Here is a 19,068-nt window from a genome sequence, read left to right on the forward strand (position 1 = left end):
TTAAAAAAATGTTATCTTTATGATAAATTTTATTCATGGAAAAATTAAAAATCATAAGTTTGACGTGAATGAAATCATGGCCTAGCGAAGGCTTACTTTATCAATGCGTTGATTTGTAATGGTTTTATATTTTCGAAATAAATGCTGATCGTGATCATCATTAAGAAAATCAAGGATTAGCATCGAAGAATGCACATCAAAATGACTTATCATTTTTGTGACTATCCATAAAGAATTTTGGGCTTAATGTATTGAGGCCAAAAATAATTAAGACTATGCGCAATCACTGAAACTTATCGTTTCTGATAAACTGTGCGGTCTGTTTAATGTCAGGTGTTTTTTCATGAAGGAAAAGACTCATCATCATGTCAGGTAAATATTTATCGCTGACCTCAACCAACATCACGCGTTTCTTTTGGTTGTTCATTTTGCTGCTGGCACTGGGGCTGGGCCTTTATGGGTATAACTACACCAATGCTTATCTGAACGATAAACTGCGTACGGTGCAAACCACCGCCGATCAGTTGCAAAAACGTATTGATAAGTATCGCTACATGACATATCAGATTTACGATAACTTCACCGGTCAGCCGCTGCCGCCGGATGTGGTCTCTGCGCAGGAAATTCGTCTGCGTCAGGACATGTTCTATGTCTCCAAGCCGCATAAGAAAACCGATGCACTGATTTTTGGTACGCATGACAGCTCCACGCTGGATCTGACGCTGAAAATCTCGGCCTTCCTCGATGAACAATGGGGTGCCAAAACGCTGCCCTATTCGCTCTATTATCTGAACGGCCAGGATAATAGCATGGTGCTGGTGACCACGGTGCCGCTCGAGGAACAGGATTCCCGTCTTAAAGAAAACTATTTCACCAGTACGCTGCAATCGCGCCGTGCTGAAATGTTGCAACAGGCTAATACGCTGGATGAACGCGAAAGCTACTCCGCCCTGCGTAAATCACGCCAGAACAGCGATTACAACTTTACGCTGCGCACCACGTTCAATAATCCCGGTCACCTGGCGACGGTAATCGCCTTTGATTTGCCGATGAGTGATCTTATCCCGCTGAATATGGCGCGGGACAATTTCCAGCTCAACGGCAGCACGGCGGCAGTAAATGAGGGCGATCCGACCGACGATAACGCCACCAGCAGCATTGCTGTGCAGGGCTGGTCGCTGGTGTTCAGCGTACCGCTCAGCAACTCTCCGCTGTCGCTGACTTATCACGTGCCGCTGTTCAGTCTGGTGGTGGATCTGTCGCGCAATAACTTCTGGCTGATCCTCATCAATCTGTTCCTGATCGGACTGGCGATGACCAGCATTTACTTCATCCGTCATCAGTACATCCGCCCGAGCGAAAATATGGCGGCACAGCTGCATATGCAGCAGGCGCTGAATCAGGAAATCATCTCCGGGCTGCCCCTCGGTCTGCTGGTCTATAACTTCAGCAACCACAGCGTGATCCTCAGTAATAAAATTGCCGACCAGCTGTTGCCGCACCTGAGCCTGAATAAAATCGCCAATATGGCCGAGCAGCACAATGGCGCAATTCAGGCCACGGTGAACAACGAAGTGTATGAAATCCGCATGATCCGCAGCCAGATTTCCCCGGAGACCTATCTGTTCCTGCTGCACGATCAGGACAAAGAAGTGATGGTGAACCGCACACTACAACAGGCCAAACGTGAGTTCGAGAAGAACCTGCAGGCGCGCAAACTGATGCTGCACAATCTGGGGATCGAGCTGAATCAGCCGTTGCACGAGCTGAGCAGGTTGGTGGAATCGCTGGTGGCAGAAGAAGAGCCGCGTGGGCGCCAGACGCTTCAGGGCAAATTGCAGGTCGAATCGCGCAACGCGCTGACGCTGGTGGATAACATTACCCTGCTCACCCGCCTGGAAACGCAGGACTGGCAGCCAGCCAGCCAGTCGTATGTGTTATCCGCCATGGTGGATGAACTGCTGCTTGAGGCCCTGCCCCGCCTCAGCCAGAAAGGCCTCGGTTTGCTGAATCATTTCAATATCGCGCCGGAAGCCATGTTCGTGGGCGATATGCAGGCTGTGAAGAAAATTCTCTCGTTGCTGCTTGATTACGCCATCGTCTCCACGTCGCTCGGCAAGGTCACACTGACCAGCGAACAGGACGAAGATCGTCCGGATCAGCTGGTATTCCACATAACTGACACCGGCAGCGGAATTTCGAAGGAAGAATTGAGTAATCTGAATTATCCTTTCCTGAGTCAGACGTTAGTTGATCGCTTTAATCACGGCTCCGGCCTGACGTTTTTCCTGTGCAACCAGCTGTGTAAAAAGCTCGGCGGCCAGCTGGAGATCCGCAGCAAACTCAACATCGGCACACGTTATACCGTCCGGGTGAAACAACGGCCGCAAACGCAGGAAGTGGAAGACGAGCATGAGAAGCTGCTGACGGATGTCACCGCGTTACTCGACATCACCTCTGACGAAGTGCGCGGCATTGTGACCCGTACAATGAATGCGTACGGCGCGGTGTGTATCGTGGCTGATGAGCGACAACTGACGCGAGAATACGACGTCCTGCTGACGGATAATCCGCAGAATAGTGACAAATTTACGCTGCTGCTGACCGACGATGAGTCCGGTTTCCAGTCGCTGGAAAAGCATTATATTCGCGTCAATTACAACATCAGCAGCGCGCTGATCGACGCAACCCTACTGTTAATTGAACAGCAATTTGCTGTTCCTGATGACAGTGTTTCATCCGAAGAACCCGGCGAAGACTCTCTCGACCATTACGAAAAGCAGTTAAAATCAAGCGATTACTATCAGCTTTTTGTCGAGACAGTACCGGAAGATCTTGAGAAACTGTATAATGAAAACCAACGTCGTGATTTCACATCACTTTCCCAAACTGCACACCGCCTTAAGGGAGTGTTCGCCATGCTGAACCTGACCCCGGGCAAGCAAATGTGTGAAGAGTTAGAACAGTACATCGCAGATGGCGATGCATTACAGATTACTGAAACCATCAATCTTATTGATTCTTTTGTTTCCAGACTGCTCCAGCAAGGTAGCTAATCACATGAATACTATGAACGTAATTATTGCTGATGATCATCCTATCGTCCTTTTTGGCATTCGTAAGTCACTTGAACAAATCGAATGGGTGAATGTTGTCGGTGAGTTTGAAGACTCGACGGCCCTGGTCAACAGCTTAAGTAAACTCGACGCCCATGTATTGATTACTGACCTGTCTATGCCGGGCGATAAATTCGGCGACGGGATTACGCTTATCAAATACATCAAGCGCCACTATCCTCAGTTGTCGATCATTGTTCTGACCATGAACAATAATCCGGCGATCCTGAGCTCGGTGCTGGATTTGGACATCGAAGGCATTGTCCTCAAACAGGGCGCGCCAACGGATCTGCCAAAAGCCCTGGCCGCTTTGCAAAAAGGCAAGAAGTTCACGCCGGACAGCGTGGCTAAGCTGTTGGAAAAAATCAGCGCCAACGGTTACGGCGACAAACGCCTGTCACCAAAAGAAAGCGAAGTTCTGCGTCTGTTTGCAGAAGGCTTCCTGGTGACTGAGATTGCTAAAAAACTCAACCGCAGTATCAAAACTATCAGCAGCCAGAAGAAATCAGCGATGATGAAACTGGGTGTGGAAAACGATATTGCACTGCTGAACTACCTGTCTTCCATCAGCTCCATGCCGGTCGACAAAGACTAAGTTTCGCAACGCCCTCTTACAGCAGAAACACAAAAGGCACCCTGAGGGTGCCTTTTCTTTTGGGTGATGACTCTTAGACGAATCGCCGTATTAGTCTTCCCGCTTGTAAATCCCTTTACGCACGCGCTCACTGTAATAGCTCAGTGTATCGCGCAGCGTTTCCAGCGTCACCGGCTTCGACAGACAGTTATCCATCCCCGCTTCCAGACAGCGCTGACGCTGCTCGGCCAATGCGTTGGCGGTCACGCCGATCACCGGCAGGATATGGCCCAGCTCGCGCAGTTTTTGCGTCAGGCCGTAGCCGTCAAGACGCGGCATGTTGACATCGCTGAGCACGATATCAATCTCGTGGGCGCGCATGGCGTCCAGCGCATCGACCCCGTCGTTGGCGGTCACCACGATGTAACCCATGGTCCCCAGCTGATCGGCGAGCAGACGGCGGTTGATTGGATGGTCATCGACCACCAGCAGGGTGATATCGCTGTAGTCCTGCGCGATAGCAATTTCAGCCGCCGGGGTGTTCAGGCCGCCCTCATCCCCTGCCGTCTCAATCTGATAAATCCGGTTGAGCAGCGCGGTGATTTCCAGCGGCGTCGAGGTGCCATGCACCCAATATCCCGGACGGGTTTCCACCGGCGGGCCGATATGGTCTATCGAGAATTCAATCTGCGCGCGCAGCGTACCCATATGAATAAACGGTGTATCGGTGATCAGCACGTCTTCGGCGGCGGTCACCTGCTCAGGTTCATAGCGCTGGATATTCGCACCGTGATGGCACAGCAGCTGCATCAGGTAGCTTTCGAGATAGGCATTGCGCACGTCCAGCCAGACGATTTTATCCTGCCAGTGATCCAGCGGTTCGTCAGACGGGAACACCGCGCTGTAAAGCGGAATACGCACGGTGAAAGAGCTACCAAGACCCGGCTCGGATTCAACGTCAATATCACCATCCATCAGGTTGATCAGCTTTTCGCAGATCGCCAGCCCAAGTCCGGTGCCCTGGAAATGACGTTGCACGCCGGTACCGACCTGGAAGAACGGATCGAACAGACGGGTGATTTCGCGCTCCGGAATACCGACGCCGGTATCGCGTACCTGGAACTCCAGATAATTCCCGCAGGTTCGGACATTCAGCACGATACAACCGGTATCGGTGAATTTAATCGCATTATTGAGAATATTCGAGATGACCTGTTGCAGGCGCACCGGATCGCCATTGAACGATAGCGGCACATTATGTTCGATAAAGCAGTACAGCCCGAGGCGTTTTTTCACCACCAGCGGCAGATAGTTACCGGCAATGTGGGTGATCACTTCCCGGCAGGAGAATTCCTGCGGCTCGATTTTCAGTTGTTCAGATTCGATTTTCGAGAAGTCGAGAATGTCACTGATGATTTTAAGCAGCAACGCCGAGGAGTTATTCATCGCCGTCACCAGGCGATCCACGCCCTGCGGCAGCTCCTGCGTTTGCAGTAAGTCCAGATTACCGATAATGCCATACAGCGGCGTGCGTAATTCGTGGCTGACGGTTGCCAGAAACATCGATTTCGACTGGCTGGCCTGCTCGGCGGCGTTCGCCATCTCCTGCAACGACTCTTCCATCCGCACGCGCGCACTGACGTCGATCAACACACAAATCGCCACATCTTCGTTGCGGTAACGGGAATGCACGAAGCTCAGCTGGATGTTGTTGTTATTCTTGGTGATGACGTCGACAAAATTCACCTGCTGATCGCAGATGATGCGCGTAATACGCTGCCGGTCTTCCTGCGTCAGCATGCTGATGTAGTTATGCGCCAGCTCGTTACTCAGGATATTCACGCCATCGCTGATACGCAGAATCGAGATCCCCACCGGCGCCGACGCGACAATTTTGTGGTTAAACTGCTCGTGCTCTTCCAGCCGGAAGGCGTTCTGCTCGGCCGGCAAAAACATCTTGCGTTCAAACACCCACGCCAGAATAAACAGCAGCAGGCCGGAAAAGATATTGAGCAGCACCGCGTTGAATATCATGATCTTGAACCGTTCAATGACAATATTGAACGGCATGGAATACACCACACTCAGCGAAGACGGCGACAGCGGCTTTTTGTAGATCAAGTCTTTGTAGCCATTCATGTAGCCGAAGTACGAGCTTTCCTGCGGATAATTCCCCAGCGCAGCGGTGTAACGCTCGCCTTCTGAAAGACTCAGCAGCGGCTGATCGTCCTCATCGAGCAGCGTAACGCTGGTGTGTTGCGCGCTCGGCGTGACCAGGTCTTCCAGACGCAGATTCTGCTGGATGCCCATCAACGCTTCCAGTTTGTTGCCGATATAAATCGGCGTCAGCACATACAGATAACCGGACTCCCGGTTATTGGACTGCGAAACCCAGTACAGGCTATTCTCTTTGTCCTGATTTTTACCGTTACGGTATTGCAGAATTTTTTCATGCAGCGATTTCAGCTGATCCTGACTTTCACGTTCAAACGGTTCGCTGCTGATGCCGAAATCCACCAGACACAGGTTTTCGCCGCTGATAAAGAACACGCGGTTAAGGTCATAGGCATCAGAAAAATTGTCTTTCCAGTAATGGATCATATTGCCCAGGGACGTCAGCGAGTTACGGTAACTGTCGCTGAGCTGGGAGCAATCCGACTCCGGGAAAAGGGAAAGGTAGGACGGCGGCGTGTTCTTGCTGCTGATCATCCCATTGATGATATCCAGCCCGTTCATGGAATCGCTCAAACGCTTTTCCGCCATGAACTTAATACTGCGCATCACATCATTGGAATTTTTGACGTAGCTCTGTGCCAGATCATAGTTGAGGTTGTCCTCATCGCGGATCTCTGACTCTTTATTGTGGAAGATATTCAGCACATAAAAGGTGGTCAGAAGCACCCCTAACGTCCACAGCATCAGCGCCAGCACCCGGAACAGGTAGCGGGAGATTCTCAGCGTTGTTCGAAACGAAGCAAGATATTTCAAGGATTAACCATCGGTGTAACGGCTCAGTGAGCGGAATGTGAATCAGAATACACTATTGAGGGACTTTCTAAAAAGCGGAGGGTGACGGTGTGTTTGAGAAATGAGCAATAAGGTGTGGTGATGCATGTTTCGCAAGGCGTTTAAGCGACCAACCATGTAATGCCAGGTGCATACCTCGATGAACCTGATCGCCACCCTGCCCCGGTTCATACAACCCGTGAATACTTGCATCACAGGCGGCGGTGCCACTTTCTCCGCTTTTATTAAGACGAAATGATTTAGCGCCACTTTACTGTATTTTCTGTGTACGCATTAACCCAGGCGATAATAGAAACTCCGCGAATATTCTTAAGGATAAATTTTTACATAACTCAAGTATGGATAACGGTAGAAATACCAGAATAAAAATAACCGGGGGCTGTTTTTGTCTGGCTCTTGACAGTAAAGAAGTGGCCCAAGTGAAGCATGAAAAAGAGTCGATTTGCCTGCAACAGCGGGAAATGCAGCAGGCGAATAAGAATATTAAGGCGCGGTTGGCGGAATATCTTCATAGTTTATCAATGTTAGCATTGGATCTAAAGATAGCCGGGACTACCCCGGCTAAAAGACTACTTAGTCATATTAGAAAAACCAAAATCCACATAACCTTCAGAAGTAATAGAAAGACACCACTTGGCTTCAGTATCAAAAAAATATTGATGTTGAGGGACATTATTTATTAATAAAATTAATGTACTATTAAACTGCTCCGCTGAAATTCTCAAAGCAAAATCTAACGATGAGTCATTTATGTAAAATATTTCTTTTGAGTTGCAGACTAAATCATGCTTATTGATAAATGCGATCACTAAAGCAGGCCAAACACCTTTATTACTTGTAAGTTTATGATATGAATGATTAATCGTTTTACCCCAATCAATCTTTGAACCCGCCCATTCAAACGTATCCGATAAAAAATCGGCAATTGGCTCCCATTCATCAATGATCTCAGGGGGATTAGAAAGGTCTGCAATCAGTAATTTAATTTCATCATCAAGATTCATTCTCCTCTCCTTGGTTTTGAAGGGTGATCATATCTATTTTGATGTTTAGTCGTTGTTTTCTCGGTTGCATCAAATTGGTAATGTTCGCCCTTATCCTTGCCACTAAATACATTAATGTGAGCTCCACTTCTATCGTCATATTCGACTCTAAAACCAGTTTTTCCATCAGCAGTCGTCATACCTACAGCTTTACCTTTCGTAGCGCCAAATTTACCAGTATTAACTCTTTCTGCTTTAAATCCTCTGGCTTCGAGCCATTCCAAAGCTTTATTCATTGCCTGTTCGAATGATGCACAACAAGCCAGCCCCAGCGGATCAACCCACCCCATCGGGTTATGCACATACCCGTAAGGATTCAGCCCACCCGCCAACCCTATCGGGTCCGGACTTAAATACTGCCCCGTGTCACTATCATAGTAACGGTGACGAATTGTAATGCAACCCGGATTCTTCATCGGCGTACTGGCCCGCAAATCGCAGGTTGCAGATGACGTCGTCGTTGGCGGCAAGGTGATAACGGCGCCAGATTTCAGGGCGAAAGCCCGGTTTTTCAGTGCGCTTTTCGGTCAGCCGCCCGGCGCTGTCGTAACGGTATTCGTCGCTGCCCCGGCGGATGATCCGACCGGACTGCCGGATCTGACTCACCCGTTCCGTTAGAGCGTCATAGTCCCGTCCCCGCCACTGATGCTCGCGGATGTTCAGGTTAGCGTCATAGCTGAACAGCTCCAGCAGCGGCTGTGCGCCGGTCTGTTCGGCGTGGATTATCTGGTCGTTGCTGTTGTAGTGATAGTGCGACGTGCCCCAGCGGGCGTCGTCGATGCGCCGCACGTTATAGGCGCCGTCGTACGCCCAGCGGCGGTTGACGATTCCCTCGCGTCCCGCCGTCTGTTCGAGCAGCATGCCGGTCGGCGAATAGCCCTGCGCCTGTGCAAACCCGGCCGCGCTGTGGCGCTGCCGTTCTAACTGATGGCTGTATTGTGATTATTAAAGACAGCGCAGAAGTGGATGAACTGAAGCGTGAGAAAGATATTCTGCATCAACAACTGCGGGATATTAAGCTGGATAATCAGAATATAAAGAACGCCGCTAAAGCGGCGCTGAGGGGGATCAGGATTTAGCAAGCAAAATACATAAAAATAGCCGAAAGGATCGGGGAGACCTTCCAGCTATTAGTTTTAGCTATTTGATAATAAAGAAAGTTTTTAGTTCATACTCATCATCACTAACTACCAATACTCCATCTGGTTGAAAAAATGCCAATGATAAATCAAACGTCTTATTTATACTTAAAAAACTTTTTATAAATAAAAAATAATCAATTACATGAAACTTAATTTTCACATTATTCTCGAAGAACACAAAACAGTCATTAATTTTATTAGTAATTAATAAACTAGAGATATCGCTAATTAAATCACTCTCATTTACTGGAAGAGTGTATGATTTTAGCTTTGGAAGCCCATGGTAAGAATTAATTTGTGCTAATTTCTCTCTATGCCAGATACACTCATCTCTTTCCAAAAAAGAAATTGTCATATCACGAATACCATCTACTACTGCAGCATACTTTTTTGCTCTGAGTAACAATAATTTTTTTTCGAGTTCACTATTCATAATAAATATGATGGTCATTTGTTGAGGGATGAATGATCTTTTGATACCTACCTTCTTTAAAATCGTAGGTTCGTGGATCTGCTCCAGGCTTTGGTTGTCCTGCATGTGTATGAGGTCCGGGGGCCCTTGGATCAGATGTATGCTCAGCAATTACTCTTTTATGCCCACGAGCATCAGTATATTCATAATACCGACCATATGAACCTTGATCTTCAGAGTATTTATAATTCGTCCGTCCCCTGCGTTTAGGATCATTTCCGACAACCCATTGCCTATCTGGTTGTTGAGAGCGAGGGATACCGGCAAGATCCTTCGTTTCATTTAATGCTTCTCGACGGTTTATTGAAGGACAACAAGCCAGCCCCAGCGGATCAACCCACCCCATCGGGTTATGCACATACCCGTAAGGATTCAGCCCACCTTCCAACCCTATCGGGTCCGGACTTAAATACTGCCCCGTGTCACTATCATAGTAACGGTGACGGTTGTAATGCAACCCGGATTCTTCATCGGCGTACTGGCCCGCAAATCGCAGGTTGCAGGTGACGTCGTCGTTGGCGGCAAAGTGATAACGGGTTGATTTACCCCACGTACTTAGCCGGTTTGACCACGCCACGTCACCTTGTTCGGTAAGCAGCTCGCGCGGGGTGCCCATGTGGTCGCTGACCAGATAATGCAGCCGGCCTTTTTCACTGCGCGCGACGGGGGTAAGTGCCCCCGGTTCATACAGCCAGTGAATACTTTCTTCGTAGGCGGGCGTGCCGTCGGCGTACACCGGCGTTTCCTCAATGAGCTGGTCGCCACTCCATAAAAAATCAAAGCCCGCCGGTTTGCCACGCGTGTCGCCCTCGCGACGTTTGCTTATCCGTCGTCCGAAAGCGTCATAGGCGTAGCGCCATCGCTCGCCGTGCGGGGTGATGAGGCTTCGCATCTGACCGTGGGCGTCCCAGCGGTAGCGCCAGATTTCAGGGCGAAAGCCCGGTTTTTCAGTGCGCTTTTCGGTCAGCCGCCCGGCGCTGTCGTAACGGTATTCGTCACTGCCCCGGCGGATGATCCGACCGGACTGCCGGATCTGACTCACCCGTTCCGTTAGAGCGTCATAGTCCCGTCCCCGCCACTGATGCTCGCGGATGTTCAGGTTAGCGTCATAGCTGAACAGCTCCAGCAGCGGCTGTGCGCCGGTCTGTTCGGCGTGGATTATCTGGTCGTTGCTGTTGTAGTGATAGTGCGACGTGCCCCAGCGGGCGTCGTCGATGCGCCGCACGTTATAGGCGCCGTCGTACGCCCAGCGGCGGTTGATGATTCCCTCCCGTCCCGCCGTCTGTTCAAGCAGCATGCCGGTCGGCGAATAGCCCTGCGCCTGTGCAAACCCGGCCGCGCTGTGGCGCTGGTTTTCACGCCCCAGCCGGTCATATTCCATCCGCAGCGGCGCAAACTCACCGGCCTGTAAGGCATTCAGCCTGCCGCTGATGTCGTAATCAAAGGTCAGCATCTGCCCACCGGCGCAGCGTGAGAGCGTACGCTGTGCCTGTTCATCCCACCCGTGGACCACTTCCCGACCGTTGATGCGCTCGCACACCCGATGACCGGCTGCGTCGTATTCAAACTCCACCACCGCATCGCTGTTCTGCGCCCGCGTCATTCTTCCCAGCGCGTCGTACGCATAGGCCGTCGTTGCCACCCGCGCGCACTGCGTCTCCTCTTCCTGCCAGACGTCCTCACTCAGGAGCTCATCGCGCACCGACCAGTGCCAGCACACCACGCGGTGATCCGCATGCCGCGCCAGAACCCGGCGTCCGGCTCCGTCGTAGCCGTACTCAGTGACGCGCCCGCCGAAGTCGGTTTCGCGGATTACCTGCCCGGCGGCGTCTCGCTCGTAGCGCCAGACCTCACCTGCGGCGTTCGTCACCTGATTCAGCCTGGTGAGCGAATCGTAGCCAAATTGCAGCGTCTGGCCGTCGGGTCGGGTCAGCGTATGCAGCAGATCAAACGCGCCGTAGGCATAACCGGTCGTTTTGCCTTCGCCGTCGGTCACGGTGGCCTGGCGTTTTTCACCGTCGTAGCTTCTGCGCTGCACCACGCCGTCCGGCAGATGAACCGCCGTCGCGCTCCCCTGCAGACCGGCGTGCTCCGTGCTGAGGGTAAACCGGGTGGTCTGCCCCAGCGCATCGGTGACACATAGCAGCCGGCCAAAGCTGTCATGAGAAAGGTGCGTCGTCGCTTCATCCGGGGAAATCAGCTGGCTGAGCTGATGATACGCATTCCAGATGTAGCGCTGCGTCGCGCCGTCGGGCCGGATATCGGCGGTCGGCTGCCCGCGCGTATTGTATTCAAAACGCTGAACGTGCCCCTGCGGATCGGTCTGGCTGAGTATGTTCCCCTGCTCGCTGCGGCTGAACAGCCATTCGCCGCCGTCAGGCTGGATAAGCCTGATGACCTGCCCGTGCCTGTCGTAGTGATAGTGTGTGACGTCGCCGCCCGCGTGCTGCACCTGGGTTATCAGCCCGGACGGGTTATGGCGATAGCGGGTTTCCCGCCCGAGCGGGTCGGTTTCGGCGATTTTATTCCCCCGGTCCCAGCGGGTTTGCGTCACGCGGCCAAGCGGGTCGGTTGTGCGCGTCACCTGCCCGAAGACGTTGTAGGCGTAAAGCGTCCTGCCGCCTTCGCCGTCGAGATAGGTTGTGACGCGGTTGACGTCGTCGTAGACAAAGCGGTCTTGATAGTAGCCGCCTTCCGCCCTCGTGGCCGTGACGCGGCCTTTAACATCATACTGATAGCTGACGTTTGTTTTATCGGTGTCGCGCCAGCGGATCATAAAGCCATTGGCGTCGTACTCATGGAACAGATGCGTGAACTGAAAGGTCTCACAGTCGGCAAGCAGGCCGCCGTCGCTGTAGGCACACCTCACCAGCCAGTGACGCGCCTGCGTGTCCGAACGTGTGATTGAAACCAGCTGCTCCTCCCGCCACTCCAGTTCAAGGCGGTAGCCGTCGCTGTGCGTCAGCGCAGAAAGCCGGTCGTGATGATAAATGAAGTCGATACGGTTCCCCGCGCGATCGCACAGGGAGGAAAGCCTGCGGTGCGCGCCGGGCTGAGGAGCAAAGCACAGCGTCTGCTGAGTCAGCGCATTGAAAACAAACAGAGTGCCGCTGCGGGTGCCGTGCAGACGCAGGTGCGCCTGATGCAGGTTTATCCCTTCCACCTTGTCTTTTTCAGCAGAAGAAAAATAGCTGAGGACCGAGCCTTCCTCCGTGGTGAAATGGATTTCTTTATCATCCAGACGGAGGAACTGAGACCAGTTATCCGCCCATTTGTTGCCGAAGATGCCCCGCGCACGGGCGCGGGAGCGATAGACGCGACTGAGGGTCAGCGGAAGCGTGCCGGGCAGGTCGATGACCTGCAAATTTTGCAGGAAGTCGCCGGTAGCGACGTCAACGGGTTCCCCCGCAAGGCCACAGGTACTGCCAAAATCACCCTCTTTTTTATCGGAAACCGTGGGCTCGCCGTGTTTGCTGGTCGTCGCTTTGCCGTTGCCGTCGGTTTTTAATTTGACCTTACCGCCGTCGCCGGCCGGTGCTGGCCGTGGCGGATAGGCGTTAGCGGGAGATACGTCATTTCTTTTTGGGATCACGGACGCCCGTTTGCCGCCTTTTTTCCCACTGAAAGCGCCACCGATGACAATGGCGGCGGCAAGATAGAGATGCTGATTCTCCATGGCTTTTTGAAACCCCTTCAGGGTATCCGCTCCCGCCGATTGCGCTGTCGCTTCGTAAGACTCCGGGCTGCCGTTGCGAATGGCTCCCGCCGCCAGATAGGCGCCGAACCAGGCGCTGTCAGGCAGCTTCCCGTCATTTTTATCAGCCGATCCCTCTTCCTCCGGTGTTTGCGCCTTCGCCGCCGGAATGATTTCTTCCACGGTAAGGTTGGCTGACGGCGGCTGCCCGACGATGACTCCGAGGGTGTTTTTATCGTTCATCCAGAATTTATCGCCGTGGCGCAGTATGGGTTTGCCGCCCACGCGCACGGTTTTGCTGTGCTCCATCGGCTCGCACTTCGCACCGACGGTGCCGCTTTGCACCCCTTTCGCCACACCCGACTCATCGCCCTGCGTGCTTGGGATAAAGCTTTGATTAAGCACAACCACCGGACAGCCGTTGGCCTTCACATGTTTGACTTCCTGCACGGCGTCACCCAGGCTCGCCGTCACCTGATAAGGCACCGGGAGGGTGATGGGACCGACCGGCGTAAAACACACGTCGGGCGACAAACACACCACCGACCACTGACTGTCTTTACGCGCCATATAATTCTCAGCCATGACTGGACACCTCCCTGTTTGTTGAATGTTCCGGCATTGAAAACCCGAACAGTTTTTCCAGCAGTTTTTCCGGCTCTGTCTCGTAGCGGGCTTCGATCACCCGAACCGGCGCGTCAACGGGCAACAAAAAGCGCCAGCAGGCCGTGACCTCGAGGTTGTCGGCGTCGACGTGCAGCGTGTCGAGATTCATCGGATGAGGGATCAGCAACCCGTCATCCATACGCAGCAGAACAAACGCCTCATGGCCGGGGAGCGAGAAGCGTATTTCTCCCGCTGGGGAGAACCCTTGCAAAGCAAAATGAAGCGGCAGTTTCGGATAAGGAATTTGCTGGTCGGACGGCGCGGCGTTCCAGTAGTGAAAATCAAAATCACCGGGCAGACCGGGGTGACGCTCTTTAAGCCACGCCTCGTCGTAGGTGCCGGATTTTTGGCAGCGCGGCAACCAGGCGCGGCCTGTAAACCCGAGTCCGGCGGGCTGAAACTGTGGCGCTTTTAAGTCCGCATGACCGGCGACCAGAGAGGTGAAATCCTCAGCGGTGAACGGATGACGGGGATCGGTGATTTGCGGTGCGGGATACCGGTCGGGGCGTTTCGCCCGCGAGTACCAGGGCGTGATGAATCCTTTGCCGAGCGGATTAGCCTCGCAGACCTGATGCGCCAGCGGTGGATGTTCTGGATCCGGGTGACCGGCTTTCTGAATATCGGTCAGGCAATCGGATTTCGGCACAGCATCCGCGCCGTCTTCCGTTTCAAATATTTGGCATTCGCCGCCGAACGACGCCTCCCAAATAACCGGCTGACGCAAAAAGGGTTCAGGCTGGGTTATTGACCATGCGTCTGTTATTTCATTTTTTTGGAAATAACGCTTTCCGGTTATATTTAATTTCTTTTCTAAAAGAGCAGCGCCACTGGAATTATTAAGGATGGCGCTGATGCTTTGACTTAAAACAGGAACGGATTGAGTTGCACAGGCACTGCCGGTAATAATGACATCGCAGACGGGTTTAAATGGCGAGAGGTCACTTTCTTCAATAACCGACGATATATTAACCGCGCCCAGATAATCATCCTTAATGTTAAGTGCCACCGCGTCGTCATCCCGTACCCGGACGCGATACCCACCCCGGTCATCCGGCTCCAGCCGGTAACCTGCTTTCATCACGATAACGTAATTTTCATTATCTTCCCGGTCACGCATCCGGAACTGCATCGCCGCAAAGGGCGTCAGATTGCGGAATTCCATTTAATGGCATCCTTATTGATTCGTCTTATAGGGGATAAGACGTTATTCACTCCATGTTTGGCGTGAGTAACAATATAAGGATTTAATTAAATTGCGAGCAGGAAATAATAAACCTGCAACCAAAAGCATGAATTATTAAAACCAAAACTTTAGGGGGAAAGTAAATTATATATTTCAGGTTATTGTCATTCGCTTAACGAATATAAATATAGGTGAGGCGTAAAAATAAAAAAGGCATAACACGTTGCCATGTTATGCCTTAGTTTCAGGTGACTAAGAAAATTTATTCTTCTTCGTCGTCTGCTGGCTGATCGTCTTCACTTTCTGCTTCGTCTGGCAAATCGGCAGCTTGTGCCGCTTCCAGTTCACCTGCTTCGGTGGCAACGCCATCCAGTTCTTCATCTTCTACCGGTTCTGCCACACGTTGCAGACCCACCACGTGCTCAAGCTCTGCGGTACGGATCAGCGTAACACCCTGGGTGTTACGACCAACGGTACTCACTTCGGACACGCGAGTACGCACCAGCGTACCGGCATCGGTGATCATCATGATCTGATCCGCTTCATCCACCTGAATCGCACCCACCACCGGACCATTACGCTCGCTCACTTTGATTGAGATAACGCCCTGCGTTGCACGAGATTTGGTTGGATATTCGGCAGATTCTGTACGTTTACCGAAACCATTCTGCGTCACGGTCAGGATACAGCCGTCGCCGCGTGGAATGATCAGGGAGACGACGCTGTCGCCTTCACCCAGACGGATACCGCGAACACCGGTCGCCGTACGGCCCATTGAACGCACCGCTTCTTCGGAGAAGCGCACCACTTTACCTGCCGCAGAGAACAGCATGACTTCGTTTGTACCGTCGGTCAGGTCAACACCAATCAGCTCATCCCCCTCATTGAGGTTGATGGCGATGATGCCGGCACTGCGCGGACGACTGAAATCGGTCAGTGCGGTTTTCTTCACAGTACCGCTTGCCGTTGCCATGAACACATGACGGCCTTCTTCGTACTCGCGTACTGGAAGAATGGCGGTGATACGTTCGTTCGGCTCGAGCGGTAACAGGTTGACGATAGGACGACCACGGGCACCGCGGCTGGCTTCCGGCAACTGATAGACTTTCATCCAGTACAGACGTCCGCGACTTGAGAACATCAGAATGGTGTCGTGGGTGTTGGCCACCAGCAAACGGTCGATGAAGTCTTCTTCTTTAATACGGGCTGCTGATTTCCCTTTACCGCCGCGACGCTGCGCTTCGTAATCGGTCAGAGGCTGATACTTCACGTAGCCCTGATGCGACAAGGTCACCACAACGTCTTCCTGATTGATCAGGTCTTCGATGTTGATGTCAGACGAGTTCGCCGTGATTTCGGTACGACGCGGATCGTTGTACTGATCGCGGATCGCTTCCAGCTCTTCACGAATGACTTCCATCAGACGATCCGGGTTGGACAGGATGTACATCAGCTCGGCGATCTGCACCAGCAGCTCTTTGTACTCATCGAGCAGTTTTTCATGCTCAAGGCCGGTCAGTTTTTGCAGACGCAGATCCAAAATGGCCTGTGCCTGTTGCTCGGTCAGGAAGTATTTACCTTCATGAATACCGAACTCTGGCTCCAGCCATTCAGGGCGCGCAGCATCATCACCGGCACTTGCCAGCATCGCCGCAACGTTGCCCAGATCCCATGAACGCGCAATCAGGCCCGCTTTCGCTTCGGCCGGAGATTGTGCAGCACGGATCAGCTCAATGATAGGATCGATGTTAGCCAGCGCGATCGCCAGCGCTTCGAGGATATGAGCACGGTCGCGGGCTTTACGCAGTTCGAAAATCGTACGACGTGTTACCACTTCACGGCGGTGGCGAACAAACGCGGACAAAATCTCTTTCAGACCCAAAATTTTCGGCTGACCACGGTGTAAAGCCACCATGTTGATACCGAAAGAGGTCTGCAACTGGGTCAGTGAGTACAGGTTGTTAAGAACCACTTCACCGACGGCATCGCGTTTGATTTCGATGACGATACGCATACCGTCTTTATCGGACTCATCGCGCAGCGCACTGATGCCTTCAACGCGTTTTTCTTTCACCAGCTCGGCGATCTTTTCGATCAGACGGGCTTTGTTCACCTGATACGGGATCTCGTGAACGATGATGGTTTCGCGACCGGTTTTAGCGTCCGCTTCCACTTCAGCGCGGGCACGGATCGAAATCTTGCCACGGCCGGTACGGTAAGCTTCTTCGATACCACGACGACCATTGATGATCGCCGCGGTCGGGAAATCTGGCCCCGGAATGTGTTCCATCAGCCCTTCAATGCTGATGTTCTCATCTTCAATGAAGGCCAGACAGCCGTTGATAACCTCAGTGAGGTTATGCGGCGGAATGTTGGTCGCCATACCGACCGCGATACCTGACGAGCCGTTGACCAGCAGGTTAGGAATACGGGTTGGCATAACAGCAGGAATTTGCTCCGTGCCATCATAGTTCGGCACGAAATCGACGGTGTCTTTTTCTAAGTCAGCCAGCAATTCGTGAGCAATTTTTGACATGCGAATTTCGGTATAACGCATGGCTGCGGCGGAGTCGCCATCCACTGAACCGAAGTTACCCTGCCCGTCCACCAGCATGTAGCGAAGTGAGAAAGGCTGAGCCATACGGACAATGGTGTCATAAACCGCGGTATCACCGTGTGGGTGATATTTACCGATAACGTCACCGACCACACGGGCCGATTTTTTGTAGGCTTTATTCCAGTCGTTACCGAGGACGTTCATTGCGAAAAGTACGCGGCGGTGCACCGGTTTCAAACCATCACGCACATCTGGTAGCGCACGTCCGACAATCACGGACATCGCATAATCCAAATAAGAGTTTTTCAGCTCTTCTTCGATGTTAATCGGTGTGATTTCTCTGGCAAGGTCGCTCATGGAGCTGCTATCCCTCTACTGATTATTCATGGCCGCTGCCCACGTAGGCATATATAGCGCAAAGGTGTAAAACTATACCACAAACCAGCCAAACGTGGAAAACAACCGCCCCCTTTTGCCTACTATTATCCAACGGGTTTCAAACCTTTGCGCAAAGCGCCCCATTTCGTATAAAGATTCGCCATAACGACAAATCTGAACCAAAGCAGACGAAATAGGTATAATCGGCCACATCAAGATATAAGGAGTTCATCACGCTCATGACAACCACATCATCCACTTCGGCTTCCGCTGCGCCACAGAACATCGATCACGAAGAAATTGCCAAGTTTGAGGCAGTCGCCTCGCGCTGGTGGGATCTGGAAGGCGAATTCAAACCGCTGCACCGTATTAATCCGCTGCGCCTGAATTACATTCTGGAGCGTGCCGATGGCCTGTTCGGGAAGAACGTTCTCGATGTCGGCTGCGGCGGCGGCATTCTCAGTGAAAGCATGGCCGTCGCCGGGGCAAAAGTGACCGGGCTGGACATGGGCGGCGAACCGTTACAGGTAGCACGTCTGCATGCGCTGGAAAGCGGCGTGAAAGTGGATTACGTACAGGAAACCGTTGAGGCACACGCCGATGCGCATCCCCAGCAATACGATGTGGTCACCTGCATGGAAATGCTCGAACATGTGCCGGATCCGGCATCCGTCGTTGCTGCCTGCGCGCGTCTGGTCAAACCAGGCGGCCATGTGTTCTTCTCTACCATCAACCGCAATAACAAAGCCTGGCTGATGGCCATTTTCGGTGCGGAATATGTGCTGAAGATGGTGCCGAAGGGCACGCACGACATCAAAAAATTCATCAAACCGTCAGAGTTGCTTGGCATGATCGACCGCACCTCACTGTCCGAGCGTCACATTCTGGGCCTGCATTACAACCCGCTGACCGACCATTTTAAACTCGGGCCGAATGTAGACGTCAATTACATGGTTCACACCCAGTCGGAAGAAAGCACAGTACTCTGACCTGCTCTAAATGCCCCGAACGTCAAGCCCGGAAGATGCCTTCCGGGCGAACTTAAGCGAAATTTTAATCACCTTCCCCGCCGCCTGTTTTACTTAAACCTTAGTTTTTAGGGCGTTGGTGAAACCGGACCCGGTAACATGATTTTTTAGAATAGTTATCCAGATCAATATAGCGTTTTTTTCTAACGTTTAATAAACCGGCAGTCGATCACCTTTAGTAAAAATAT

Annotated in this window: 9 protein-coding genes and 1 pseudogene; 3 read left to right on the forward strand and 7 right to left on the reverse strand. The window is 52.2% G+C overall.

What is annotated here, in order from left to right:
* Positions 1-365: 365 nt before the first annotated feature.
* Complete coding sequence (rcsD, locus tag GE278_14515; GenBank protein QLK61916.1) at positions 366-3,056, forward strand: phosphotransferase RcsD; 2,691 nt, start codon at positions 366-368, stop codon at positions 3,054-3,056.
* A 4-nt stretch (positions 3,057-3,060) separates the two neighbouring features.
* Entirely contained in the window at positions 3,061-3,711 is a 651-nt protein-coding gene (gene rcsB / locus GE278_14520; protein QLK61917.1) for a transcriptional regulator RcsB, read from the forward strand.
* A 90-nt stretch (positions 3,712-3,801) separates the two neighbouring features.
* Here rcsB and rcsC read toward each other — a convergent pair whose 3' ends face one another.
* The 7 genes and pseudogenes from rcsC to gyrA all read right to left on the reverse strand — a co-directional run bounded on the left by rcsC (position 3,802) and on the right by gyrA (position 17,831).
* Positions 3,802-6,678, reverse strand: a complete 2,877-nt coding sequence (gene rcsC, locus GE278_14525; GenBank protein ID QLK61918.1) for a two-component system sensor histidine kinase RcsC — start codon at positions 6,676-6,678, stop codon at positions 3,802-3,804.
* A 608-nt stretch (positions 6,679-7,286) separates the two neighbouring features.
* Complete coding sequence (locus GE278_14530; GenBank protein QLK61919.1) at positions 7,287-7,721, reverse strand: type IV secretion protein Rhs; 435 nt, start codon at positions 7,719-7,721, stop codon at positions 7,287-7,289.
* Positions 7,718-8,621 (reverse strand): annotated as a pseudogene (locus GE278_14535) (hypothetical protein). The gene GE278_14530 and the pseudogene GE278_14535 overlap by 4 nt, the downstream one beginning before the upstream one ends.
* A 279-nt stretch (positions 8,622-8,900) precedes the next feature.
* Positions 8,901-9,335 (reverse strand): hypothetical protein, encoded by a 435-nt coding sequence (locus GE278_14540; protein QLK61920.1) that lies wholly within the window; start codon positions 9,333-9,335, stop codon positions 8,901-8,903.
* Complete coding sequence (locus tag GE278_14545) at positions 9,328-13,653, reverse strand: DUF4150 domain-containing protein (protein ID QLK61921.1); 4,326 nt, start codon at positions 13,651-13,653, stop codon at positions 9,328-9,330. The genes GE278_14540 and GE278_14545 overlap by 8 nt, the downstream gene beginning before the upstream one ends.
* Positions 13,646-14,896 carry a DUF2169 domain-containing protein gene (locus tag GE278_14550; protein QLK61922.1) on the reverse strand — a complete coding sequence of 417 codons (1,251 nt, stop codon included), beginning with the start codon at positions 14,894-14,896 and terminating at the stop codon, positions 13,646-13,648. The genes GE278_14545 and GE278_14550 overlap by 8 nt, the downstream gene beginning before the upstream one ends.
* 283 nt (positions 14,897-15,179) lie before the next feature.
* Positions 15,180-17,831, reverse strand: a complete 2,652-nt coding sequence (gene gyrA, locus GE278_14555; GenBank protein QLK61923.1) for a DNA topoisomerase (ATP-hydrolyzing) subunit A — start codon at positions 17,829-17,831, stop codon at positions 15,180-15,182.
* Positions 17,832-18,091: 260 nt separating this feature from the next.
* On the opposite strand from gyrA, the gene ubiG reads away from it, so the two are divergent.
* A complete protein-coding gene (ubiG, locus tag GE278_14560) occupies positions 18,092-18,841 on the forward strand; it encodes a bifunctional 2-polyprenyl-6-hydroxyphenol methylase/3-demethylubiquinol 3-O-methyltransferase UbiG (GenBank protein ID QLK61924.1) in 750 nt (249 codons plus the stop codon).
* Positions 18,842-19,068 lie beyond the last annotated feature (227 nt).

Source organism: Enterobacteriaceae bacterium Kacie_13, from assembly GCA_013457415.1.
Lineage (GTDB): Bacteria > Pseudomonadota > Gammaproteobacteria > Enterobacterales > Enterobacteriaceae > Rahnella.